We start from the raw sequence: 23,547 nt of genomic DNA on the forward strand, positions 1-23,547 counted from the left end.
CCAGACGTTACCAGGATTGGGTTGCTTTGAAGGAATCGAGGATGCCTTTCAGCTTGCCTTCGATTTCGTCGTTATAGCCACCGGACTGGTTGATCTCTTGCATCAACGGAGCGTGATCACGGTCGACGTAAGCCAGCAGAGCGGCTTCGAAGCTACCGATTTTCGCCAGTTCTACATCCGCCAGATAACCACGTTCTGCCGCGAACAGAACCAGAGACTGCTGCGCAACGGACATCGGCGCATACTGTTTCTGTTTCAGCAGTTCGGTCACTTTCTGACCGTGGTCAAGCTGTTTACGGGTTGCATCGTCAAGGTCAGAGGCGAACTGGGAGAATGCTGCCAGTTCACGATACTGCGCCAGCGCGGTACGGATACCACCGGACAGTTTCTTCATGATCTTGGTCTGCGCTGCGCCACCTACACGGGATACGGAGATACCGGGGTTAACCGCAGGACGAATACCGGCGTTAAACAGGTTGGTTTCCAGGAAGATCTGACCATCGGTAATGGAGATTACGTTGGTCGGAACGAACGCGGAAACGTCACCTGCCTGCGTTTCGATAATCGGCAGCGCGGTCAGAGAACCGGTTTTCCCTTTCACTTCACCTTTGGTGAAGGCTTCAACGTATTCGGCGTTAACACGCGCAGCACGTTCCAGCAGACGGGAGTGGAGGTAGAATACGTCGCCCGGGAATGCTTCACGTCCAGGCGGACGACGGAGCAGCAGGGAGATCTGACGATAAGCAACAGCCTGTTTGGACAGGTCATCATAGATGATCAGCGCATCTTCGCCGCGGTCACGGAAGTATTCGCCCATTGCGCAACCGGCATACGGCGCCAGGTATTGCAGTGCGGCAGATTCAGACGCGGTCGCGACCACCACGATGGTGTTGGACAGCGCGCCGTGTTCTTCCAGTTTGCGCACCACGTTAGAGATGGTGGAGGCTTTCTGGCCGATAGCGACGTAAACACACTTGATGCCGGAATCACGCTGGTTGATGATGGCGTCGATTGCCAGCGCGGTTTTACCGGTCTGACGGTCACCGATGATCAATTCACGCTGACCACGACCGATTGGGATCATGGCGTCAACGGATTTATAACCGGTCTGTACCGGCTGATCGACGGACTGACGTTCGATAACGCCCGGCGCGATAGCTTCAACTGCAGAGAAGCCGTCGTGCTCAACCGGACCTTTACCGTCGATTGGCGCACCCAGGGTGTTAACCACACGGCCCAGCAGGCCACGGCCTACCGGAACTTCCAGGATACGACCCGTACATTTCACCTTCATGCCTTCGGCGAGGTCAGCGTACGGACCCATCACCACCGCACCCACGGAGTCGCGCTCCAGGTTCAATGCGATAGCGTAACGGTTACCCGGCAGGGAGATCATTTCACCCTGCATACAATCGGCCAGGCCGTGAATACGGATAACACCGTCACTTACAGAAACAATAGTACCTTCGTTGTGAGCTTCACTCACAACATTGAACTGAGCAATGCGCTGCTTGATCAGTTCGCTGATTTCGGTGGAATTCAGTTGCATGCTCCAGTCCCCTTAAGACTGCAAGACGTCTGCAAGGCGCTCAAGACGGCCGCGTACGCTGCCATCTATGACCATATCACCCGAGCGGATGATTACGCCTGCCATTACAGACTTATCGATTTTGCAATTCAGCTTAACTTTGCGTGACAGACGTTTTTCCATCGCAGCGCTAATCTTCGCAAGCTGTTCTTCACTCAGTGCGGTCGCGGACGTGACTTCTACCTCAGAGATAGACTCACTCGCGGCGCGCAGGTGAATGAACTGCTCAAGAACATCCGGGAGCGCGTTCAGACGGTTATTCTCAGCCATGACCCGAATCAGGTTCTGACCGTTTTCGTCCAGTTGCTCACCGCATACTGCGATAAACGACTCAGCGAGCGTTTCCGGCGCCAGCGCGCCAGAGAGAAGCTCAGCCATTTGTTCGTTTTTCGTTACCTCGGCGGCAAACGCCAGCATGTCCTGCCAGCGCTCTACACTTTGGTGTTCGACGGCAAAGTCAAAAGCTGCTTTGGCGTAGGGGCGAGCTACCGTAACAAATTCAGACATCAGCCCCTCCCTCCTTACAGTTCAGCGACAAGTTTATCCACGATGTCGCTGTTAGCAGCTTCATCCACGGAACGTTCGATGATCTTCTCGGCGCCAGCAACAGCCAGGATAGCAACTTGCTTACGCAGCTCTTCACGGGCACGTTTACGCTCGGCTTCAATTTCCGCCTGCGCCTGGGCCACGATTTTAGTACGTTCCTGCTCTGCTTCCGTTTTGGCTTCGTCCAGGATCTGAGCGCGGCGTTTGTTCGCCTGCTCGATGATTACCTGAGCTTCCGCCTTCGCTTTTTTCAGCTGGTCGGTCGCGCTGGCCTTTGCAAGGTCAAGATCCTTATGTGCTCGTTCTGCAGAAGCAAGGCCGTCAGCAATTTCTTTTTGACGCTTCTCGATGGCAGCCATTAACGGCGGCCATACGTACTTCATGCAGAACAGAACGAACAGGACAAACGCGATGGCCTGGCCGAGGATTGTTGCGTTAAGATTCACAGCACAATGCCTCTATCTAGTTAACGTTCTGATATTGCTCTTAATTCAAGCAACGCTTACTACGCGACAGCGAACATCACGTACAGACCCAGACCTACAGCGATCATCGGGATAGCATCCACCAGACCCATAACGATAAAGAACTGAGTACGCAGCAGAGGAATCAGATCAGGTTGACGCGCTGCGCCTTCCAGGAATTTACCCCCGAGGATGCCGATACCGATCGCAGCACCGATTGCCGCCAGACCCATCATCACAGCGGCAGCCATGTACAGCAGATCCATATTCAGGTTTTCCATGACAGTCTCCAGTTTGTTTCAGTTAAAACGTAGTAGTGTTGGTAAATTAATGCTCTTCAGACGCCATCGACAGATAGACGATCGTCAGAACCATGAAGATGAAGGCTTGCAGCGTAATAATCAGGATGTGGAAAATGGCCCACGGCACATTCAGGATCCACTGTGACCACCACGGCAACAGACCAGCAATCAGAATGAAAATCAGCTCACCGGCATACATGTTGCCGAACAGTCGCAGACCGAGAGAAACCGGTTTGGACAGCAGACTTACCCCTTCAAGGATTAAGTTGACAGGGATGAACGCCCAGTGATTGAACGGCTGCAGCGTCAACTCTTTCGTGAAGCCGCCGATGCCTTTCATTTTGATGCTGTAGAACAGAATGAGGATAAATACGCCGAGCGCCATAGACAGGGTGATGTTCACGTCAGCAGACGGGACCACACGCAGTGCCGGCAGACCGAGCCAGTGCTCCGCGATGTACGGCAGCAGGTCGATAGGCAGTAAGTCCATCAGGTTCATCAGGAATACCCAGACGAAGATCGTCAGGGCCAGCGGCGCAATCAGCTTGCTTTTGCCATGGTACATGTCTTTCACGCTACCATGCACAAAGCCGATCACCAGCTCAATCGCGGTCTGAAACTTGCCTGGTACGCCGCTGGTTGCCTTCTTGGCCACGCTACGGAACATAAGCAGGAACAACAGACCCAGCACCACCGAGAAAAACATGGAGTCAATATTGAGCGTCCAGAAGGTGGCTGGGGGGTTATGCGGATCCACCAGCGAGAATGTACGCAGGTCCAGCTGAAGGTTGTTCAGGTGGTGTCCTATGTAATCCTGCGGCGTCATATTTTCTGAAGCCATGATGCCTTTTACCCTTTGTTGTTAATTTACAGCCGGCGCCAGTATCTGAACCACCAGCACCAAAACCCACGTAACGATCAGCGGCAAAAAAACCGCCTTCAAAACCGCCAGCGCCACCACCAGCAATATCAACATCGCTAACACCTTGAAGGCTTCACCGAAGGCGAACGTCCAGGCCACTCGGCCCTTAGCAGGTGTATGCGCCTGGTGACGCCAGGCAAATATCATAAACAACACGTTAGGCAGAAAGACTGCCATACCTCCGCAAAATGCGGAAGTGCCCCAGAAGGGGTCTTTGAGGCTGAACAGCAATCCACTTGCCACTACCGCCAGAAACTGAATGAACAGAAGCTTACGAGCAACGTTTCGACTCAAGAGCGACACAGACATCACGTTTTTAACTCCTGCTCCCTACGAGGTATGCCGCGTGTCGTATAAAACGTTCTTTAAGGCTTAGAGTCAAGCATCAAAAAGCGGACAAATTATACGGTGCGCCCTCGTGATTTCAAACAATAAGTAGCTAAAAGGTGAATAAATGTTTAAATATTTTTCGACAGGCCACATTTATTACTTTTTGCCAAACTGTGAACGTTCAAGCAAAACTGCAAATGCCGCGTAAACACTGGCGATAAAGCGTGCTTCAGATCACATATTGAGCATATTCGCCCCGACGCCATATATTTACTTGGCAAATGATGCCATTTCAACTTTCTGATATTTAAGCCTAAATTTACTCACTGTTTTAAAAACGGCAGCTTACACCTCGAAAACCTACCATTGACATTTTTAATAAAAACTTAACATGCCATTTTAATTGGTAGCCTCGATTTTTAGCAGGCTGATATTTTCCATGTTGACTAATTTTGTCTTTACCAAAAAAAGCCACGTTACCCAAGTGCTAACAGTCAGTGAAGATGGCGTTAAGCATACTCCGTTTTCGCGCCCCGAATGGCGCCGTCTGTTAACACGCAACAGGGCCATTTTTCTTTAATTTTTTTGATAAAAATTAAATTTTATTTGGCTTAATCACCACCAGATGACGCTCGCCTTCCAGCTGCGGCACCGCCAGTTTGACAATGGAATCAACCTGGAACGGCGCAGGCAACGCGGCGATTTCATCCTCTGGCAGGAGCCCCTTCAACGCATAGAAACGGCCATTCTCGCCAGGCAAATGGCGACACCAGCTAACCATGTCATTGAGTGAGGCGAACGCGCGACTGATCACCCCGTCAAACGGCGGTTCAGCGGGGAAATCTTCAACGCGGCTCTGGACCGGGGTGATATTTTTGAGCGCAAGCTCATGCTGTACCTGGCGCAGGAAACGAACCCGCTTCCCCAGGCTGTCGAGCAGGGTGAAATGTGATTCAGGACGGACTATGGACAACGGAATACCCGGCAGCCCAGGGCCTGTCCCCACATCGATAAAACGCTCGCCCTGCAAATGCGGCGCAACCACAATGCTGTCGAGAATATGACGGACCAGCATCTCGTTAGGATCGCGCACAGAGGTCAGGTTGTAGGCTTTGTTCCATTTATGCAGCATGTCGACATACGCAATCAGCTGATTTTTCTGGTGATCGGTAAGCGAAATGCCAGCGTCAGCCAGCAGGCGAGAGAGTTTATTGAGCACGGTGATTACCTGTTGAGATGCTTACGTGGCGGGTGGCACCTGGCTAACCCGCCCTACGGGTTTGTAGGCCCGGTAAGCGTAGCACCACCGGGCGTTTTTCAAAACGTTATGCGCTGCGGCGCAGCATTCCCTGTTTTTTCAGCCATACCAACAGGATGGAGATCGCCGCCGGCGTCACGCCAGAAATGCGCGAAGCCTGACCGATAGAGACCGGTTTGTGATCGTTAAGCTTGGCGATCACTTCGTTCGACAGCCCGGAGACCTGACGGTAATCCAGCGTCGCAGGCAGCAGCGTGTTCTCGTTGCGCAGTTGTTTTTCGATCTCATCCTGCTGACGGGCGATATACCCTTCATATTTCACCTGAATTTCAACCTGCTCAGCGGCCTGAACATCGTCAAGCGCAGGCGCAAACGGCGTCAGCGCGGTAAGCTGTTGGTAGGTCATTTCCGGGCGGCGCAGCAGGTCTTCACCACTGGCTTCACGGGAGAGCGGCGCGGTCAGGTGAGCGTTGACTTCGTCCGCGGTTTCCGCTGTCGGCGTTACCCAGGTGGATTTCAGGCGCTGGCGTTCACGCTCAATATTTTCCAGCTTCTCGTTAAAACGCGACCAGCGTTCATCATCCACCAGCCCCAGCTCACGGCCCATTTCGGTCAGGCGCAGGTCGGCGTTGTCTTCACGCAGCATCAGGCGGTATTCCGCACGAGAAGTAAACATGCGGTACGGCTCTTTGGTACCCAGCGTACACAGATCGTCCACCAGCACGCCGAGGTAGGCCTGAGAACGCGCAGGCGCCCAGCCCTCTTTGTCAGCAGACAGACGAGCCGCGTTAAGACCGGCAAGCAAACCTTGCGCAGCCGCTTCTTCGTAGCCGGTGGTACCGTTGATTTGGCCCGCAAAAAACAGCCCCTGGATGAATTTACTTTCCAGCGTCGGCTTCAGGTCACGCGGATCGAAGAAGTCATATTCAATGGCGTAACCTGGACGAACGATTTTGGCATTTTCCATGCCCTGCATTGAGCGAACAATTTGCATCTGCACATCAAACGGCAGGCTGGTGGAGATGCCGTTCGGGTAAATCTCGTTGGAGGTCAGTCCTTCAGGTTCGAGGAAGATCTGATGCTGGTTACGATCGGCGAAGCGCATAACCTTGTCTTCGATCGACGGGCAGTAACGCGGGCCGATCCCTTCGATCACGCCAGCGTACATTGGGCTACGATCGAGGTTATTACGGATCACATCATGGGTTTTCTCGTTGGTGTGGGTGATGTAGCACGGCACCTGCTGCGGATGTTGCGCCGCATTGCCCATAAACGAGAAGACTGGCATCGGGTTGTCACCATGCTGCTGCGCCAGCACGCTGAAATCAATGGTGCGCGCATCAATACGTGGCGGTGTGCCGGTTTTGAGACGGCTCACGCGCAGCGGCAGTTCCCGCAGGCGGCGGGAAAGGGGGATAGACGGCGGATCGCCCGCACGGCCACCGCTGTAGTTATCCAGACCAATATGTATTTTGCCGTCAAGGAACGTTCCGACGGTGAGAACGACCGCTTTCGCACGGAATTTAAGCCCCATTTGGGTTACTGCGCCAACCACACGATCGTTTTCGACAATCAGATCTTCAACCGCTTGCTGGAAGATCATCAGGTTCGGTTGGTTCTCCAGCGCCGTTCGCACCGCCTGGCGATACAGAACGCGATCCGCCTGGGCGCGCGTGGCGCGAACCGCGGGCCCTTTGCTGGCGTTTAGTATCCTAAACTGAATACCCGCCTGGTCGATCGCTTTTGCCATCAACCCCCCGAGCGCATCCACTTCTTTTACCAGGTGTCCCTTTCCAATACCGCCAATCGCCGGGTTGCAGCTCATCTGCCCCAGCGTGTCGATATTGTGTGTCAAAAGCAGGGTTTGTTGACCCATACGCGCTGCGGCCATCGCGGCCTCAGTGCCTGCATGACCCCCGCCAATGATAATGACGTCAAAAGGATCCGGATAAAACATGGTAATTGCCTCGCATAACGCGGTATGAAAATGGATTGAAGCCCGGGCGGTGGATTCTACTCAACTTTAGCCGATGGAGAAAGTCCCGGGATCCTGGGTATTAAAAAGAAGATCTTTTTATTTAGAGATCTGTTCTATTGTGATCTCTTATTAGGATCGCGCCAGGCTGTGGATAAGCCGGATCCCGCCAGTAAGATCAATGGCCTGGTAAGGATCATTAGCTGTGAATGATCGGTGATCCTGGTCCGTATAAGCTGGGATCAGAATGAAGGGTTATGCACAACTCAAAAACTGAACAACGGTTATTCTTTGGATAACTACCGGTTGATCCAAGCTTCCTGACAGGGTTATCCACACTCGATCGCTCGATCTTTACACTTATTTGAGTAAATTAATCCACGATCCCAGCCAGGCTTCCGCTGGATCTTCCGGTATGTCGTGATCGAGAATGTTGATCTTCAGCGTTTCGCCAAGCTGCTTTGCTCCTGCGCCCTTCATTTCTGTTTCTATCTTTTCGATTGCGCCACAGAAAGTGTCATATTCGCGGCTACCGATGCCCACTGCGCCAAAACGAACCTGTGAGAGATCGGGGGTCTGCGCCTGAAGATCGTCATAGAAAGGCACCAGGTTGTCAGGAATGTCCCCTGCGCCATGTGTGGAACTGATTATCAGCCAGATCCCGGAGAGCGAGAGATCCTCTAACAGCGGGCCGTGCAGGGTTTCGGTTGAAAAACCGGCGTCTTCCAGCTTTTCTGCCAGGTGTTCTGCTACGTATTCCGCACCGCCAAGGGTGCTGCCGCTGATAAGGGTAATATCTGCCATGGATCGCTCGCTCATCTAAAGAGGCGGGTATTGTACGCTGTGAGCGAGCTGGGATCTACCTGTGGAAAAATGTGGGATTAAAAAAGCCGTTCATGGCTTGATGGTGCGCATAATCGGGTTCTGCAAGACGATCAGCGTTTCGGTGGACTGAATTTCATCAATTGTTTGGATCTTGTTGATAAGTACATGCTGGAGCGCGTCGATCGATTTGCACATGACCTTTATAAAGATGCTGTAGTGCCCGGTGGTGTAATACGCTTCAGTGACCTCATCAAGACTTTCCAGCCTGGCCAGCGCAGAGGGATAGTCTTTCGCGCTTTTAAGGATAATGCCGATGAAACAGCCAACGTCATAACCCAACTGCTTAGGACTGACATCGATGCGTGCGCCGGTGATGATCCCTGCCTGCTTCATCTTTTCTACACGTACGTGAATGGTCCCGGGACTTACGCCAAACTGTTTTGCCAGTTCCGCGTAGGCGGTGCGGGCGTTTTCCATTAAAGCGTCGAGGATGCCGCGGTCCAGATTGTCGATCTGATAATTTTCCATAGGTTTTTCTTATGTTGATTAATGATTCACTCTATTTTAGACCCGATTTTTATCGAATTAAAATCGGCAACGGCTTTTTGTTTGTTGATTATTGAATAATGACCGCATTCTGTTGCTTAATCAGAGGCAACAGGACGCAGGAGTAAATACAATGAAAACCGCTTATATCGCCAAACAACGTCAAATTAGCTTCGTGAAATCGCACTTCTCTCGCCAGTTGGAAGAGCGTCTGGGTCTGATTGAAGTCCAGGCGCCGATTCTCAGCCGGGTTGGTGATGGCACGCAGGATAACTTGTCAGGCTGTGAAAAAGCGGTACAGGTTAAAGTGAAGGCGTTGCCTGAAGCCCAGTTCGAAGTGGTGCATTCACTGGCCAAGTGGAAACGTCAGACACTGGGACAACACGACTTCAGCGCGGGCGAAGGGCTGTATACGCACATGAAAGCGCTGCGCCCGGATGAAGACCGACTTTCCCCGCTTCACTCGGTCTATGTCGATCAGTGGGACTGGGAGCGCGTCATGGGTGACGGCGAGCGTCAATTCTCCACCTTGAAAAGCACGGTAGAGGCGATCTGGGCAGGGATTAAGGCGACCGAAGCCGCCGTAAGCAAAGAGTTTGGTCTGGCACCGTTCCTGCCGGATCAGATCCAGTTTGTTCATAGCCAGGAATTGCTGGCGCGTTACCCGGATCTCGATGCCAAAGGCCGCGAGCGGGCGATCGCCAAAGAACTGGGCGCTGTATTTCTGGTCGGCATTGGCGGGAAACTGAGCGACGGTCATCGTCACGACGTTCGCGCCCCGGATTACGACGACTGGAGTTCCGATTCCGATCTGGGCTATGCCGGTCTGAACGGCGATATTCTGGTGTGGAACCCGGTTCTTGAAGACGCTTTTGAGCTGTCTTCAATGGGGATCCGCGTTGATGCCGACGCGCTGAAACGCCAACTTAAACTGACCGGCGATGAAGATCGTCTGAGCCTGGAGTGGCACCAGGCGCTGTTGCGCGGTGAAATGCCGCAAACTATCGGCGGTGGTATCGGCCAGTCCCGTCTGACTATGTTGTTACTGCAACTGCCGCACATTGGTCAGGTTCAGTGCGGCGTGTGGCCAGCGCAGGTGCGTGAAAGCGTCTCGTCTCTGCTGTAATTCTCTAGCGCCGCCAGCGTCTCAGCAGGCGGCTTCGCATCCCGGTGTCAAAGCGCCAGATATGATCGAAAATACGCATGATGCCGGGTTTGCCATGCGCGGACATCGCTACCGCATGAAACCGATGTTGATGAACGCGCTGGAGTTCCCCTACCTGACTTATCACGTCATCCGGCAGGCGCTGGGCAATAAAGTCCGAAATCACCACCGCGTCGGCATCAGACCACTCCCGTCCATCCATCCGTTCAATGATGGCGCGAAAACAGCTGGCGATATCCGTACCGCCGCGAAAGCGCTGGCTTAAAAAGCGAATCGCCTGTTCGATACCTTCCGGCCCGGAAAGCTCATAACGCACCACTTCAGTGGAAAACAACATAATAACGCAGCGACGGTTATCGGCGAGGGCGATGCGCATCAACGCCAGGCAAAACGCCTTTGCGCACTGTTCGTTGAAGCCGCCCATGGAACCAGACGTGTCCACACAGACGATAAACGGTCCGCGCGGCTGCTCGTCGACAGCCTGGTGAACCACCGGCCGCTCGGTGACTTTTTCGCGCCAGGCCTCGCCCTGCAGACGGTAAGTGAGCAGTTGCTTTTCCAGGAGCCGCCGATAAAACTCATATTCCAGCTCTGTAATGCCGAGCGTCGCCAGTTCCGGTGGCAGCAGACGCAGAATGTCATCACTCTGTTGAATGCCATCAACCTGCTCAGGCACCGTCGCGGGTTCGCGCACCAGCGTGCGGAAAGTCTCCATTGGCGCGTCCTTACGCGGGACGGATTTCGCCTCTCTGGAGCGCCCTAACTGTTCCGCCAGCCGCTGAAGCTCTGGCTGATCGGCCAGGAAGTCGCCGTATTTGACGATCAATTGATAATCGCCGCGCCTGAGCTGTCCGGCGCTCATGTCCCACAGGCGACCTGCCGCGGTATCGTTTTCCGCCAGCACAGGATCCAACTGGCCGCTGAGGGTCATTCTTTCCTGAACCTCACTGAGTAACTGCTCGCGTTCTTCTTCCAGCAACTGCTGGTTTAACGTGGTGGCTTGCACGACCAGGCTTAAGCGCCAGCGCTGGAGAAAAAGCGTATGCAGGGCAGGGGTAAACACCGCATTGTTGTCCACCAGCTGCTGCGCCTGCGCGGCCCAGGGAGAATGTAATCGGTGCAGCAGCGCGAGAATGCGTGGAAGCTGCACGACGAACTGAGCGCTGGAGAGAAGCTGGCTCTGCTGGTAGCACATCACCTCCTCCGTGAGCGCTGGCGGCACCCTCGTATCTTTTAGCCGACTACGTAACGCTTCACGCCAGCGCGGGAGATCGTTCGTTATCGCTGTTTTCAGGCGAGGAAATTTTTCAAAGAACACAGCCAACTGCGGCGAGGCCAGTAGCGCGAGGATCATCTCTTCGATCATCCCCTCTTCGCTGACGGCTAACATCACATTCAGCGTATCCAGCGTCAGCATTGTTGCGCCTGACGGATCTGCTCACCAACGTCCTGCAGGCTGGCTTCAATGCGTCCCAGCCAGTCGCTATGAATGAACAGGCATTTTTGCTGCTCGCTAAAGCGGGTATGTTGCAGATGCCAGTCGTTAGCCAGTTCTTCCAGCTGTTGTTTGATTTCGCCGGGCATGGCTTCTTCAGAGGAGCCGGGGAGCGCCAGACGTGTGCCCTGTAAGCTGACATCGCGCACGACCAGATGCTGAGCGCTATCCACCTCCATGTTCAGCGTCTGGGCAAATCCAATCCCGTTGAGTTTACCGCGGATCTCTCCACCTTTCGCCAGCCACTGCTCCAGCGCGCTACGTTCAAAAGCGATGTGGATCACTTCCATATCGTGCAGCTTCAGCGGCTGTTGTAGCAGTAGGGTCAGGGATGAGGCGGTGATGTCAGGCGGCAAGTCGTAATGTGGACGGCGGCTGAACATGCCGCCCTGGCGAATGACGGTAAATGCGGTTTTATCGCTTTGTTGCTGTTGAAGCTGAATGCGCCGCTGGACGATACCGGAAAGGCGTGTCAGCATTGCCTGCTGCTGCCAGGCGTGCCCGGTCATCAATATTTCGAGCTGTTGTTGCATCAAATTCAGGCTCTGGGCGTCGTACCACAGACAATCTTTCAGCAGAATAAGATCGATTGGCGCCACCGCGTCGCGTCCGCTGAAGAAGGCGCTGGCCTGCAACAGGCGTATGGCTTTCTTCCAGCGTCGGTCAGAAACATAGGGCGCGTTGGGGACATTTTCCAGCTGCTGGCGCAGGGTAAAAACCAGCTCAAATACATGATCGGGCAGCAAAACCGCGCCAATCTCCTTTTGCCACTGATGATACTCATCATCGCTAATCTGGAGCGACGCGGCGACGGGGTTTTCATTTTCGTCCTGCAGGCTGGTCAGCATGGCGCGGAAGTTGGTTTTGTCCTGGACTTTATCCAGCCACAGGCGGATCAGCATACGGTCATACAATGCTTCCAGACTGCTGTCCGCCTCCGGCAGTTCGTTGGACGCCGCCACCAGCAGGCGCATCGGAATTTTTTCTTCATGCGCGCCGTTACGAAAATGGCGTTCATTGATGGCGGTTAACAGCGTGTTCAGAATGGCCGGACCCGCTTTCCAGATCTCATCAAGAAAAACGATTTCAGCTTCGGGCAGATACCCGGCGGTTAAGCGTTCGTAGCGGCCTTCATCTTTTAGCGCCTGAATGGAAAGAGGTCCAAAAACCTCTTCCGGCGTGGAAAAACGGGTCATCAGATATTCGAACGCGCGCGCATTCTGGAACGCGAATTTCAGCCGGCGCGCGATCAGGCTTTTAGCTATTCCTGGCGGGCCGAGCAGGAAAACGCTCTCGCCGCTCAGGGCCGCCAGCAGACAAAGTCGAATGGCGTGGCTGCGCTCAAACAATCCTTTTTCCAGCGCACTGCTCAGACGTGAAATTCTTTCTGCTAAGAGATGTGGGTGAGCCATAATAGAGTGGCGTCCTTCTGTAAAAAGTACTGCGTTAACAGCGAGTATAGACGTTTCGCTCCGTGGGCTGAACGGGTCCGGGAGGTGGATTTATTTTTTTTGAGCCAGGTTAATCTGGACTCATTTAGGGGTACGATTTTGCGATTAATCGTGCATACTGTGCGCTTTTTTGTGGGCCAAGGGACCAGGTACACATTTCTTTTATAACGAAAGACTAGTCTATGAGCACTGATAAAAAGCAATCATTGTCTGCGATTACGCTCGCGGCCATTGGGGTTGTCTACGGTGATATTGGTACCAGCCCACTTTATACACTTCGTGAATGTTTGTCCGGTCAGTTTGGTTTTGGCGTTGAACGCGATGCCGTGTTTGGCTTTCTGTCGCTAATTTTCTGGCTGCTGATCTTTGTTGTTTCCATTAAGTATCTGACCTTCGTCATGCGCGCGGATAACGCCGGTGAAGGGGGGATCCTGACGCTGATGTCGCTCGCCGGGCGGAATACCTCTGCGCGAACGACCTCCCTGTTGGTGATCATGGGGCTGATCGGCGGCAGCTTTTTCTATGGCGAGGTCGTGATCACTCCAGCCATCTCGGTGATGTCGGCCATTGAAGGTCTGGAAATTGTCGCGCCGCAGTTGGATACCTGGATTGTGCCGCTGTCGATTGTCGTCCTGACGCTGCTGTTTATGATTCAGAAGCACGGTACCGGGATGGTAGGCAAATTGTTCGCGCCGATTATGCTGACCTGGTTCCTGGTTCTGGCGGTGCTGGGCGTGCGCAGTATTATCGGTAATCCGGAAGTCCTGCACGCATTAAACCCGATGTGGGCGGTACATTTCTTCCTTGAATATAAAACCGTCTCCTTTATTGCGCTGGGCGCGGTAGTGCTGTCGATCACCGGTGTGGAAGCGCTGTATGCCGATATGGGGCACTTTGGTAAGTTTCCGATTCGCCTGGCGTGGTTTTCGGTGGTGCTGCCTTCGCTGGTACTGAACTACTTTGGTCAGGGGGCGTTGTTGTTGAAGCAACCGGAAGCGATCAAAAACCCGTTCTTCCTGCTGGCGCCTGACTGGGCGCTGATCCCGCTGCTGATCCTTGCCGCGCTGGCGACCGTTATCGCCTCGCAGGCGGTCATTTCCGGCGTTTTCTCGCTCACTCGCCAGGCGGTTCGTCTGGGATATCTATCACCGATGCGCATTATTCACACATCCGAAATGGAGTCCGGGCAGATCTACATTCCGTTTGTGAACTGGATGCTCTATATCGCGGTGGTGATCGTTATTGTCAGCTTCGAGCATTCCAGCAACCTGGCGGCGGCATACGGTATTGCCGTTACCGGTACGATGGTACTGACATCTATTCTGTCCACCACCGTGGCGCGTAAAAACTGGCACTGGAATAAGTACTTTGTGGCGCTGATTCTGGTGGCGTTCCTGTGCATCGATATTCCGTTGTTTTCCGCCAACCTCGATAAACTTCTTTCCGGCGGCTGGCTGCCGCTTTCTCTGGGGCTGGTGATGTTCACTATCATGACCACCTGGAAAAGCGAACGCTTCCGTCTGCTGCGCCGTATGCATGAGCACGGAAACTCGCTGGAAGCGATGATCGCTTCGCTGGAAAAATCGCCGCCGGTGCGTGTGCCGGGGACGGCGGTGTATATGTCCCGTGCGCTGAATGTGATCCCCTTTGCGTTAATGCATAACCTGAAGCATAACAAGGTGCTGCACGAACGGGTGATCCTGCTGACGTTGCGAACCGAAGATGCGCCGTATGTGCATAACGTCCGCCGCGTACAGATTGAGCAGCTGTCGCCGACCTTCTGGCGCGTGGTGGCCAGCTACGGCTGGCGCGAAACGCCAAATGTAGAGGAAGTGTTCCACCGTTGCGGTCTGGAAGGGCTGAGCTGCCGGATGATGGAGACGTCGTTCTTTATGTCGCACGAGTCGTTAATTATCGGCAAGCGCCCCTGGTACTTGCGCCTGCGGGGCAAGCTGTATCTTATTTTGCAACGTAACGCCCTGCGCGCGCCTGACCAGTTTGAGATCCCGCCTAACCGCGTCATTGAGTTAGGCACCCAGGTCGAGATTTAAGTTTGCTTGAAATGCCGGGTGGCGCTTCGCTTACCCGGCATACTCCCCGCTTTATCTTCCCGCCCATATGACGTTCTGTTTCACGTAGCGAAACGTTTCGACGCCGATCACAAATCTGTTACGTCATGATGGTTTTCTGAACACCGTTAAGATAAAACTGATGTCAGCGAAACGTTTCGCTAGTGGAGCAAGAAAAATGAAGAAAGGCGCAGTACTTAACTCTGAGATTTCATCGGTGATTTCCCGTCTGGGACATACCGATACGCTGGTAGTGTGTGACGCAGGTTTACCCATCCCAAACAGTACAACGCGTATCGATATGGCATTAACCCAGGGCGTACCTTCGTTCATGCAGGTACTGGAGGTTGTCACCCGTGAGATGCAGGTTGAGTCGGCCATTCTCGCGACGGAAATAAAACAACATAATCCGCAACTCCACGAAGCGTTGCTCAATTCTCTTGAGCAGCTGCAGCAACACCAGGGAAACACTATTGAAATTCGTTACACCACGCATGAACACTTTAAACAACAAACCGCAGACAGTCAGGCGGTAATTCGCAGCGGGGAGTGTTCCCCGTATGCGAATATCATTCTCTGTGCCGGCGTCACTTTCTGAGGCCACCATGGACGCATTACTGCAACTCAAAGGGATCGATAAGTCGTTCCCGGGCGTGAAGGCGCTTTCCGGCGCCGCACTCAACGTCTACCCGGGCCGCGTGATGGCGCTGGTGGGCGAGAACGGTGCGGGCAAATCCACCATGATGAAAGTGCTGACCGGTATCTATACCCGCGATGCGGGGTCATTGGTATGGCTGGGGAAAGAGACCACTTTTAACGGACCGAAATCTTCGCAAGAAGCCGGGATCGGCATCATCCACCAGGAACTGAACCTGATCCCGCAGCTCACCATTGCGGAGAACATCTTTCTTGGTCGCGAATTTGTTAACCGTTTTGGCAAAATCGACTGGAAAAAAATGTATGCCGAAGCGGATCAACTGTTAGCGAAGCTCAACCTGCGCTTTAAGAGCGATCGGCTGGTAGGGGAGCTGTCGATTGGCGATCAGCAGATGGTCGAGATCGCCAAAGTGCTGAGCTTTGAGTCCAGAGTCATCATCATGGATGAACCGACCGACGCTTTGACCGATACCGAAACCGAATCTCTTTTCCGCGTTATCCGCGAGCTGAAATCGCAGGGGCGCGGCATTGTCTATATCTCCCACCGCATGAAAGAGATTTTCGAGATCTGCGACGACGTCACCGTTTTCCGTGACGGGCAGTTTATTGCCGAACGGGAAGTGGCCTCGCTGACCGAAGATTCACTGATCGAAATGATGGTGGGGCGCAAGCTGGAAGATCAGTATCCGCGGCTGGATAAAGCGCCGGGCGACGTGCGTCTGAAAGTCGATAACCTGTGCGGCCCCGGCGTGAACAATGTCTCGTTTACCTTACGCAAAGGAGAGATCCTCGGCGTGTCCGGGTTGATGGGGGCAGGCCGTACCGAGTTGATGAAAGTGCTGTACGGGGCACTGCCGCGCACCAGCGGTAACGTGACGCTCGACGGGCACGAGGTGATCACCCGCGCGCCACAGGACGGACTGGCGAATGGCATTGTCTATATCTCCGAAGACCGCAAACGCGACGGCTTAGTGTTGGGGATGTCAGTGAAAGAGAACATGTCGCTGACCGCGCTGCGCTATTTCAGCCGTGCCGGCGGCAGCCTGAAGCATAAAGATGAGCAACAGGCGGTGAGCGATTTTATCCGTCTCTTTAACGTCAAAACCCCGTCGATGGAGCAGGCGATTGGCCTGTTGTCCGGCGGGAATCAGCAGAAAGTGGCGATTGCCCGCGGGCTGATGACCCGCCCGAAAGTGCTGATCCTCGATGAACCAACCCGCGGCGTCGACGTGGGCGCCAAAAAAGAAATTTATCAGCTGATCAACCAGTTTAAGGCCGATGGCCTGAGCATCATTCTGGTCTCCTCTGAGATGCCAGAAGTATTAGGCATGAGCGATCGCATTATCGTCATGCATGAAGGGCATCTCGGCGGTGAATTCACTCGCGAGCAGGCCACCCAGGAAGTTCTGATGGCTGCCGCTGTGGGCAAGCTTAATCGCGTGAATCAGGAGTAAAAAAAATGACTACCCAGGCTGTTTCTGGTCGCCGTTATTTCACCAAAGCGTGGTTGATGGAGCAGAAGTCGCTCATTGCGCTGTTGGTGCTGATCGCGATTGTATCGACCTTAAGCCCTAACTTTTTTACCGTTAATAACCTGTTCAACATTCTTCAGCAGACCTCCGTAAACGCCATTATGGCGGTTGGGATGACGCTGGTGATTTTGACGTCGGGTATCGATCTGTCCGTCGGTTCCCTGCTGGCACTCACCGGCGCCGTTGCCGCTTCCATTGTTGGACTGGAGGTGAACGCGCTGGTGGCCGTTGCCGCCGCGCTGGCATTAGGTGCCGCCGTGGGCGCGGTGACTGGCGTTATCGTGGCGAAAGGGCGAGTACAGGCGTTTATCGCCACGCTGGTAATGATGCTGCTGTTACGTGGCGTGACGATGGTTTACACCAACGGAAGCCCGGTGAATACCGGCTTTACCGAAAACGCCGATCTGTTTGGCTGGTTCGGTATTGGCCGTCCGCTGGGTGTTCCGACGCCGGTGTGGATCATGGGGATTGTCTTCCTGGCGGCGTGGTACATGCTGCACCATACCCGGCTGGGCCGCTATATTTACGCGCTGGGCGGTAACGAAGCGGCAACCCGCTTGTCCGGTATCAGCGTCAGTAAAATCAAAATTATCGTTTATTCGCTCTGCGGCCTGCTGGCGTCGCTGGCGGGCATCATTGAAGTGGCGCGTCTTTCCTCCGCGCAGCCTACAGCCGGGACGGGCTATGAACTCGACGCCATTGCGGCTGTTGTGCTTGGCGGGACCAGTCTGGCGGGAGGTAAAGGGCGCATTGTTGGGACCTTGATCGGCGCATTGATTCTTGGTTTCCTGAATAATGGTTTGAATTTGTTAGGTGTTTCCTCCTATTACCAGATGATCGTCAAAGCGGTGGTGATATTGCTGGCGGTACTGGTAGACAACAAAAAGCAGTAACAACGACTACAGGACATCTTAAATATGAACATGAAAAAACTGGCTACCCTGGTTTCAGCTGTTGCGCTAAGCGCCACCGTAAGCGCGAATGCGATGGCGAAAGATACCATTGCGCTGGTGGTCTCCACGCTGAACAACCCGTTCTTTGTTTCCCTGAAAGATGGGGCGCAGAAAGAAGCCGATAAGTTGGGCTACAACCTGGTGGTGCTGGATTCTCAGAACAACCCGGCGAAAGAGCTGGCGAACGTTCAGGACTTAACCGTTCGTGGCACTAAAATCCTGCTGATTAACCCAACTGATTCCGACGCGGTAGGTAATGCCGTGAAGATGGCAAACCAGGCGAAGATCCCGGTCATCACCCTTGACCGCCAGGCGACGAAAGGCGATGTTGTCAGCCACATCGCGTCTGACAACGTGTTGGGCGGCAAAATCGCGGGCGACTACATTGCGAAGAAAGCTGGCGAAGGCGCAAAAGTCATTGAATTGCAGGGCATAGCCGGTACATCTGCGGCGCGTGAACGTGGCGAAGGTTTCCAGCAGGCGGTCGCCGCACACAAATTTAATGTATTGGCCAGCCAGCCAGCTGACTTCGACCGCACTAAAGGTCTGAACGTGATGCAGAACCTGCTGACCGCGCATCCGGACGTGCAGGCGGTATTCGCTCAGAATGACGAGATGGCGCTGGGCGCACTGCGTGCGCTGCAAACCGCCGGTAAATCTGATGTGATGGTCGTCGGATTTGACGGCACGCCAGATGGCGAGAAAGCGGTAAATGATGGCAAACTGGCTGCGACTATCGCTCAGTTACCTGACCAGATCGGCGCGAAAGGCGTAGAAACGGCAGACAAAGTACTGAAAGGCGAGAAAGTTCAGGCCAAATACCCGGTTGACCTGAAGCTGGTCATTAAGCAGTAGTAGGCGATTCAGACGACCTCACGTCGTCTGAGGGACATCAAATAAAGAAAAGTAAAGTGTGGCATACGCCACCGGGTCACACCGGTGGCGCTCTCTGATGGACACCCCGAACATGAAAACCGCAGGCAAACTTGTCGTTCTCGGCAGCATTAATGCTGACCATATTCTTAATCTTGAGACATTTCCTGCACCTGGTGAGACGGTCACCGGAAATCACTATCAGGTCGCTTTTGGTGGTAAAGGCGCGAATCAGGCAGTGGCTGCGGGACGCAGCGGGGCAAACATTGCGTTTATTGCCTGTACCGGTGATGACGATATCGGAAGTAGCATTCGTCAGCAGCTGGCGAGCGACAATATCAACGTCGACCCTGTCAGCGTAATTGACGGCGAACCCACAGGCGTAGCGCTGATTTTCGTCAACGGCGAAGGTGAAAACGTGATCGGTATTCATGCCGGGGCTAACGCGGCGCTGTCGCCTGCGCGGGTTGAGGCGCAGCGTGAGCGCATCGCTGAGGCTTCCGCATTGCTGATGCAACTGGAATCGCCGATCGACAGTGTACTGGCAGCCGCCAACATCGCGCATGAAAATCATACCACTGTCGTACTGAATCCTGCGCCAGCCCGCGTATTATCAGACGAACTGCTGGCGCTGGTGGATATCATCACTCCGAACGAAACTGAAGCGGAAAAGCTAACCGGTATCCGTGTCGAAAATGATGAAGATGCGGCAAAAGCCGCGCTGGTTCTGCATAAAAAAGGTATCGATACGGTGCTCATTACATTAGGCAGCCGCGGTGTCTGGGCCAGCGTGAAAGGTGAAGGTCAGCGCGTGCCGGGCTTTAAGGTCGAGGCTGTCGACACCATTGCCGCGGGCGATACCTTTAACGGCGCGCTAATTGCGGCGTTACTGGAAGACAAGGCGCTGTCTGATGCGATTCGTTTCGCGCACGCCGCCGCAGCGATTGCCGTTACCCGTAAAGGCGCTCAGCCTTCCGTACCGTGGCGTGAAGAAATTGAGGCGTTTTTAGGTCAGCAGAGGTAACGCTTGGCTACAATGAAGGATGTTGCCCGCCTGGCGGGCGTTTCCACTTCTACCGTTTCGCACGTCATTAATAAGGATCGCTTTGTCAGTGAAGCGATTACTGACAAAGTCGAAGCGGCGATCAAAACGTTGAATTACGCCCCTTCAGCCCTGGCGCGCAGCCTGAAGCTGAATCAAACGCGCACCATCGGTATGCTTATCACCGCGAGTACCAATCCCTTTTACTCTGAACTGGTGCGCGGCGTAGAACGCAGTTGCTTCGAGCGCGGCTACAGCCTGGTATTATGCAATACCGAAGGCGATGAGCAACGTATGAACCGCAATCTGGAAACGCTGATGCAAAAACGGGTAGATGGTTTACTGTTGCTTTGTACCGAAACGCACCAGCCGTCGCGCGAAATCATGCAGCGTTACCCGTCGATCCCCACCGTAATGATGGACTGGTCGCCCTTTGACGGTGAGGGCGACAGCGATCTCATTCAGGATAACTCATTGCTCGGCGGCGACTTAGCCACGCAGCATCTTATTGCTAAAGGCTTTACCCGTATCGCCTGTATCACCGGGCCTTTGGATAAAACGCCGGCCCGGCTGCGTGTTGAGGGGTATCGCGCCGCGATGCAGCGCGCGGGGCTTACCGTTCCTGCGGGCTATGAAATCATGGGCAATTTTGAGTTTGGCGGCGGGTTTGCGGCTATGCAGGAACTGCTCGCGCATCCGCAGCGACCCCAGGCCGTGTTTGCCGGGAATGATGCGATGGCTGTCGGCGCGTATCAGGCGTTGTATCAGGCTGGATTGCGGATCCCGCAGGATATGGCGGTGATTGGCTATGACGATATCGAACTGGCGCGCTACATGACGCCGCCGCTGACTACCATTCATCAGCCCAAAGATGAACTGGGTGAGCTGGCCATCGATGTGCTAATACATCGCATGGCGCAGCCCGATTTGCAGCAACAGCGTTTGCAGCTCACTCCTGTTCTGATGGAGCGGGGGTCGGTTTAGGCGCGTGACGGTCTTTGATCAGGTTGCGACCATCTTTCGCTTTCAGCAACATGAACATCAGCGCAGACACGATCGTGATCGCGCCCATCGTAATAAAGGTGTAGTGGAACTGTTCAACCGTACTGGTTCCCTCTACGCCTTCATAAATGCGCAGCACGGCGGCGCTTATCGCCACTCCTAAGCTAATCGAAAGTTGCTGTGTTACGGCCAGCACGCTGTTGCCGCTGCTGGCATTGTCATCGGTCAGGTCGGCAAGTGTGATGGTATTCATCGCTGTGAACTGCGTCGACATCGCCATGCCGAGCACAAACAGCGGCAGGATCAGCATCCAGACTGGCATTGCGGGCGATTGCAACGAGAATTGCGCAATCATCAGGCCGATAAATACGGTTATCCCCACCAGCGTGGTGCGATAACCCAGACGGCGCAGCACCTGGGTCACCATTGATTTAGCCAGAATTGAGCCCAGCGCGGTGGGGGCCATCATGCAACCCGCGATTAACGCCGGAAAACCAAATCCCACCTGGAGCATCAGCGGCATCAAAAAAGGCACGCACCCGGTCCCCAGCCGTGTCGCAAGGTTGCCGGTAATTCCGACGGAAAAGGTCCGTGTCTTAAATAACGACAGAGAAATGAGCGGTGTGGGATGGCGGCGAGCGTGGCGTACATAAGCCAGCAACAGCACAATGCTGAGCAGGATAATGCTCAGCGCAATCCAGGTGGCGACTATCTTTTCGCCGAACAGCTCCATTCCGCTGGAAAAGAGCACCAGGCTGAGGCCAAACAGAAAGAAGCCAGTCATATCAAATTTGCGGCGCGGTGTGGTGAAATTCGGCATATATTTGCGCGCGTAAAGAATACCGGCGACGCCAATCGGAATGTTTATCAGGAAGATCCAATGCCAACTGGCCCAGGTGACCAGTACGCCGCCCAGCACCGGACCCAGAATCGGTCCTACCAGCCCCGGCATGGTGACGAAGTTCAGAACGGGCAGCAGCTCGCTACGTGGATAGGCGCGCAACAGCGCCAGACGAGCAACCGGCATCATCATCGCCCCGCCAATGCCCTGAACAACGCGAAAGATAACCAGTTCCGGAAGCGAGCTGGAAAGCGCGCAGGCAAGTGAACCGAGCGTAAACAGGCTCACCGCCAGCATAAACACACGACGGGTGCCGAAGCGGTCGGCCAGCCATCCGCTTACCGGTATCAGCATCGCCACCGTCAGGGTATAACAGATAATGGCGGACTGCATGGCCAGCGGTGAACGGTTGAGACTCTGCGCAATGGCAGGTAAAGCGGTGTTCAGAATGGTGGCGTCCAGCGCCTGCATAAAAAAGGCCATTGCCGCTATCCACGGCAATCCAGCCATACTGCGCGCTTTTTTTCTGATCATTCTGTATCCCGTTAGTTTCCCGGACGCTCGTTAGGCGCCATCAGTAAAGCCTGGCAGGCTTTAAACGCGCCGTCAGCGTCGCTTTGCGCAATGGCAACTACTATCGCCTGGTGCAAATCCAGTTTCACAACGGTGTTATAGGTAATGGCATTGAAATAGGTGTGATAGACAGAGTGAAACAGTGAGGCAAAAGAGGTGAGGAACGGGTTCGCGCTCATCTCATAAATATGCTCATGCCAGGCCATATCCACTTCAATCCAGCGCTCACGTTTAAAGTTCTTTTTTAGCGCGACCATTTCTTCCATTAAGGTATTCAGATGCGCTTTTTGTTCTGCCGTACCCACCGTTGCCGCCAACGCGCAAGCCTGTGGCTCAAGGCTTATCCGCATCACCAGAAAATGATCGATCACCTGCTGGAAGTTTTCCTCTGTCATCCACCAGTTCAGTAACTCCTGGTCGAGAAAATTCCAGTTAGCCTGTGGCATGACCCGTGTTCCGATACGTGGGCGCGGTAACACCATGCCTTTGGCGGTTAACGTTTTGACGGCTTCTCTTACTGCGGTGCGGCTAACACCAAACTGATCGCCCAGTTCAATTTCACCGGGAAGAATGTCGCCGGGTGCGTAATCCCCTTTTAAGATCCGCTGCGCCAGCTTTTCAGCCAGTACCCAGGAAATGTTTTTCTGTGCAGCCAATTGTTGTGCGCTTAAAGGCATGACTGATTGTCCTTTCTCTTTTTCTTATTCATTAGTATGCCATCAGGAAGTGTGATTGCGGCTGCAAAAACAGCAAATCGCTTATTTTATGGCACGTTAACGCCTGTTTTGGCGAAAAAAGGAACAGTTGCGAAATTATTTTAAATTTCCTCTTGTCAGCCCGAAATAACTCCCTATAATGCGCCACCACTGACACGGAACAACGGCACGCAAGCCGCCGGGTCAGCGGGGTTCAGACCAGAACCTCACGGAGAAAAGCAAAAATAAATGCTTGACTCTCAAGCGGGAAAGCGTATTATGCACACCCCGCGCCGCTGAGAAAAAGCGAAGCGGCACTGCTCTTTAACAATTTATCAGACAATCTGTGTGGGCACTCAAAGTGACATGGATTCTTAACGTCGCAAGACGAAAAATGAATACCAAGTCTCTGAGTGAACACGTAATTCATTACGAAGTTTAAT

At 53.9% G+C, this 23,547-nt stretch carries 21 protein-coding genes and 1 pseudogene; 8 read left to right on the forward strand and 14 right to left on the reverse strand.

The window, feature by feature from the left end:
• Window positions 1-7 precede the first annotated feature (7 nt).
• From atpA to asnC, 10 genes and pseudogenes are all read right to left on the reverse strand, one after another.
• On the reverse strand, window positions 8-1,549 hold the full coding sequence (atpA, locus tag OOJ60_RS21300) for a F0F1 ATP synthase subunit alpha (RefSeq protein WP_042287327.1): 1,542 nt from the start codon (window positions 1,547-1,549) through the stop codon (window positions 8-10).
• 12 nt (window positions 1,550-1,561) lie between these two features.
• Window positions 1,562-2,095, reverse strand: coding sequence for a F0F1 ATP synthase subunit delta (gene atpH, locus OOJ60_RS21305; RefSeq protein WP_060569954.1), 534 nt, complete (start codon window positions 2,093-2,095; stop codon window positions 1,562-1,564).
• Window positions 2,096-2,109: 14 nt separating this feature from the next.
• Entirely contained in the window at window positions 2,110-2,580 is a 471-nt protein-coding gene (gene atpF / locus OOJ60_RS21310) for a F0F1 ATP synthase subunit B (protein WP_003023796.1), read from the reverse strand.
• Between the two features lie 59 nt (window positions 2,581-2,639).
• Window positions 2,640-2,879: a F0F1 ATP synthase subunit C gene (gene atpE / locus OOJ60_RS21315; RefSeq protein WP_000429386.1), complete on the reverse strand. Its 240-nt coding sequence runs from the start codon at window positions 2,877-2,879 to the stop codon at window positions 2,640-2,642.
• A 46-nt stretch (window positions 2,880-2,925) separates the two neighbouring features.
• On the reverse strand, window positions 2,926-3,741 hold the full coding sequence (gene atpB, locus OOJ60_RS21320) for a F0F1 ATP synthase subunit A (RefSeq protein WP_042287334.1): 816 nt from the start codon (window positions 3,739-3,741) through the stop codon (window positions 2,926-2,928).
• An 8-nt stretch (window positions 3,742-3,749) separates the two neighbouring features.
• Window positions 3,750-4,131: pseudogene (atpI, locus tag OOJ60_RS21325) on the reverse strand (F0F1 ATP synthase subunit I).
• Between the two features lie 616 nt (window positions 4,132-4,747).
• Window positions 4,748-5,371, reverse strand: a complete 624-nt coding sequence (gene rsmG, locus OOJ60_RS21330) for a 16S rRNA (guanine(527)-N(7))-methyltransferase RsmG (protein WP_042287339.1) — start codon at window positions 5,369-5,371, stop codon at window positions 4,748-4,750.
• A 106-nt stretch (window positions 5,372-5,477) separates the two neighbouring features.
• Window positions 5,478-7,367, reverse strand: a complete 1,890-nt coding sequence (gene mnmG, locus OOJ60_RS21335) for a tRNA uridine-5-carboxymethylaminomethyl(34) synthesis enzyme MnmG (protein WP_205613149.1) — start codon at window positions 7,365-7,367, stop codon at window positions 5,478-5,480.
• 378 nt (window positions 7,368-7,745) lie between these two features.
• Window positions 7,746-8,189 (reverse strand): FMN-binding protein MioC, encoded by a 444-nt coding sequence (mioC, locus tag OOJ60_RS21340; RefSeq protein ID WP_042287345.1) that lies wholly within the window; start codon window positions 8,187-8,189, stop codon window positions 7,746-7,748.
• Between the two features lie 90 nt (window positions 8,190-8,279).
• Window positions 8,280-8,738, reverse strand: a complete 459-nt coding sequence (gene asnC, locus OOJ60_RS21345; protein WP_000433016.1) for a transcriptional regulator AsnC — start codon at window positions 8,736-8,738, stop codon at window positions 8,280-8,282.
• A 151-nt stretch (window positions 8,739-8,889) separates the two neighbouring features.
• On the opposite strand from asnC, the gene asnA reads away from it, so the two are divergent.
• Window positions 8,890-9,882 (forward strand): aspartate--ammonia ligase, encoded by a 993-nt coding sequence (gene asnA, locus OOJ60_RS21350; RefSeq protein ID WP_205613150.1) that lies wholly within the window; start codon window positions 8,890-8,892, stop codon window positions 9,880-9,882.
• 4 nt (window positions 9,883-9,886) lie between these two features.
• Here asnA and viaA read toward each other — a convergent pair whose 3' ends face one another.
• Window positions 9,887-11,338 (reverse strand): ATPase RavA stimulator ViaA, encoded by a 1,452-nt coding sequence (gene viaA, locus OOJ60_RS21355; RefSeq protein ID WP_205613151.1) that lies wholly within the window; start codon window positions 11,336-11,338, stop codon window positions 9,887-9,889.
• Window positions 11,332-12,828: an ATPase RavA gene (gene ravA, locus OOJ60_RS21360; protein WP_199957841.1), complete on the reverse strand. Its 1,497-nt coding sequence runs from the start codon at window positions 12,826-12,828 to the stop codon at window positions 11,332-11,334. Before ravA ends, viaA begins: the two co-directional genes overlap by 7 nt.
• Before the next feature lie 221 nt (window positions 12,829-13,049).
• Between ravA and kup the strand changes: the two genes are divergently transcribed.
• The 7 genes from kup to rbsR all read left to right on the forward strand — a co-directional run bounded on the left by kup (window position 13,050) and on the right by rbsR (window position 20,977).
• Window positions 13,050-14,918 (forward strand): low affinity potassium transporter Kup, encoded by a 1,869-nt coding sequence (gene kup / locus OOJ60_RS21365; RefSeq protein WP_042287358.1) that lies wholly within the window; start codon window positions 13,050-13,052, stop codon window positions 14,916-14,918.
• 196 nt (window positions 14,919-15,114) lie between these two features.
• Window positions 15,115-15,534, forward strand: coding sequence for a D-ribose pyranase (rbsD, locus tag OOJ60_RS21370; RefSeq protein WP_042287361.1), 420 nt, complete (start codon window positions 15,115-15,117; stop codon window positions 15,532-15,534).
• 7 nt (window positions 15,535-15,541) lie between these two features.
• The gene (gene rbsA / locus OOJ60_RS21375; protein WP_205613152.1) at window positions 15,542-17,047 is read left to right on the forward strand and encodes a ribose ABC transporter ATP-binding protein RbsA; all 1,506 of its coding nucleotides are present in this window, start codon (window positions 15,542-15,544) and stop codon (window positions 17,045-17,047) included.
• A gap of 5 nt (window positions 17,048-17,052) precedes the next feature.
• Complete coding sequence (rbsC, locus tag OOJ60_RS21380) at window positions 17,053-18,018, forward strand: ribose ABC transporter permease (protein WP_042287366.1); 966 nt, start codon at window positions 17,053-17,055, stop codon at window positions 18,016-18,018.
• A gap of 24 nt (window positions 18,019-18,042) precedes the next feature.
• Complete coding sequence (rbsB, locus tag OOJ60_RS21385) at window positions 18,043-18,933, forward strand: ribose ABC transporter substrate-binding protein RbsB (RefSeq protein ID WP_042287369.1); 891 nt, start codon at window positions 18,043-18,045, stop codon at window positions 18,931-18,933.
• Between the two features lie 112 nt (window positions 18,934-19,045).
• The gene (gene rbsK / locus OOJ60_RS21390) at window positions 19,046-19,975 is read left to right on the forward strand and encodes a ribokinase (protein WP_181823312.1); all 930 of its coding nucleotides are present in this window, start codon (window positions 19,046-19,048) and stop codon (window positions 19,973-19,975) included.
• Between the two features lie 3 nt (window positions 19,976-19,978).
• A complete protein-coding gene (gene rbsR, locus OOJ60_RS21395) occupies window positions 19,979-20,977 on the forward strand; it encodes a ribose operon transcriptional repressor RbsR (RefSeq protein WP_082636810.1) in 999 nt (332 codons plus the stop codon).
• Here the strand turns inward: rbsR and mdtD are convergent.
• Both mdtD and OOJ60_RS21405 read right to left on the reverse strand, forming a co-directional pair.
• A complete protein-coding gene (gene mdtD / locus OOJ60_RS21400; protein ID WP_205613153.1) occupies window positions 20,943-22,370 on the reverse strand; it encodes a multidrug transporter subunit MdtD in 1,428 nt (475 codons plus the stop codon). The two genes, rbsR and mdtD, sit on opposite strands and share 35 nt — an antisense overlap.
• 11 nt (window positions 22,371-22,381) lie before the next feature.
• On the reverse strand, window positions 22,382-23,086 hold the full coding sequence (locus OOJ60_RS21405) for a FadR/GntR family transcriptional regulator (RefSeq protein ID WP_042287377.1): 705 nt from the start codon (window positions 23,084-23,086) through the stop codon (window positions 22,382-22,384).
• Window positions 23,087-23,547 lie beyond the last annotated feature (461 nt).

Source organism: Citrobacter sp. R4, from assembly GCF_026719175.1.
Taxonomy (GTDB): Bacteria; Pseudomonadota; Gammaproteobacteria; order Enterobacterales; family Enterobacteriaceae; genus Citrobacter_A; species Citrobacter_A sedlakii.

Excerpts from the sequence above, each read along its gene's own strand:
- mnmG (WP_205613149.1), bottom strand. The coding sequence starts at position 7,367 with ATGTTTTATCCGGATCCTTTTGACGTCATTATCATTGGCGGGGGTCAT.
- rbsA (WP_205613152.1), top strand. The coding sequence starts at position 15,542 with ATGGACGCATTACTGCAACTCAAAGGGATCGATAAGTCGTTCCCGGGC.
- atpB (WP_042287334.1), bottom strand. The coding sequence starts at position 3,741 with ATGGCTTCAGAAAATATGACGCCGCAGGATTACATAGGACACCACCTG.
- asnC (WP_000433016.1), bottom strand. The coding sequence starts at position 8,738 with ATGGAAAATTATCAGATCGACAATCTGGACCGCGGCATCCTCGACGCT.
- rbsC (WP_042287366.1), top strand. The coding sequence starts at position 17,053 with ATGACTACCCAGGCTGTTTCTGGTCGCCGTTATTTCACCAAAGCGTGG.
- kup (WP_042287358.1), top strand. The coding sequence starts at position 13,050 with ATGAGCACTGATAAAAAGCAATCATTGTCTGCGATTACGCTCGCGGCC.
- ravA (WP_199957841.1), bottom strand. The coding sequence starts at position 12,828 with ATGGCTCACCCACATCTCTTAGCAGAAAGAATTTCACGTCTGAGCAGT.
- mioC (WP_042287345.1), bottom strand. The coding sequence starts at position 8,189 with ATGGCAGATATTACCCTTATCAGCGGCAGCACCCTTGGCGGTGCGGAA.
- viaA (WP_205613151.1), bottom strand. The coding sequence starts at position 11,338 with ATGCTGACGCTGGATACGCTGAATGTGATGTTAGCCGTCAGCGAAGAG.
- mdtD (WP_205613153.1), bottom strand. The coding sequence starts at position 22,370 with ATGATCAGAAAAAAAGCGCGCAGTATGGCTGGATTGCCGTGGATAGCG.
- atpE (WP_000429386.1), bottom strand. The coding sequence starts at position 2,879 with ATGGAAAACCTGAATATGGATCTGCTGTACATGGCTGCCGCTGTGATG.
- atpA (WP_042287327.1), bottom strand. The coding sequence starts at position 1,549 with ATGCAACTGAATTCCACCGAAATCAGCGAACTGATCAAGCAGCGCATT.
- rbsD (WP_042287361.1), top strand. The coding sequence starts at position 15,115 with ATGAAGAAAGGCGCAGTACTTAACTCTGAGATTTCATCGGTGATTTCC.
- asnA (WP_205613150.1), top strand. The coding sequence starts at position 8,890 with ATGAAAACCGCTTATATCGCCAAACAACGTCAAATTAGCTTCGTGAAA.
- OOJ60_RS21405 (WP_042287377.1), bottom strand. The coding sequence starts at position 23,086 with ATGCCTTTAAGCGCACAACAATTGGCTGCACAGAAAAACATTTCCTGG.
- rbsK (WP_181823312.1), top strand. The coding sequence starts at position 19,046 with ATGAAAACCGCAGGCAAACTTGTCGTTCTCGGCAGCATTAATGCTGAC.
- rbsB (WP_042287369.1), top strand. The coding sequence starts at position 18,043 with ATGAACATGAAAAAACTGGCTACCCTGGTTTCAGCTGTTGCGCTAAGC.
- atpH (WP_060569954.1), bottom strand. The coding sequence starts at position 2,095 with ATGTCTGAATTTGTTACGGTAGCTCGCCCCTACGCCAAAGCAGCTTTT.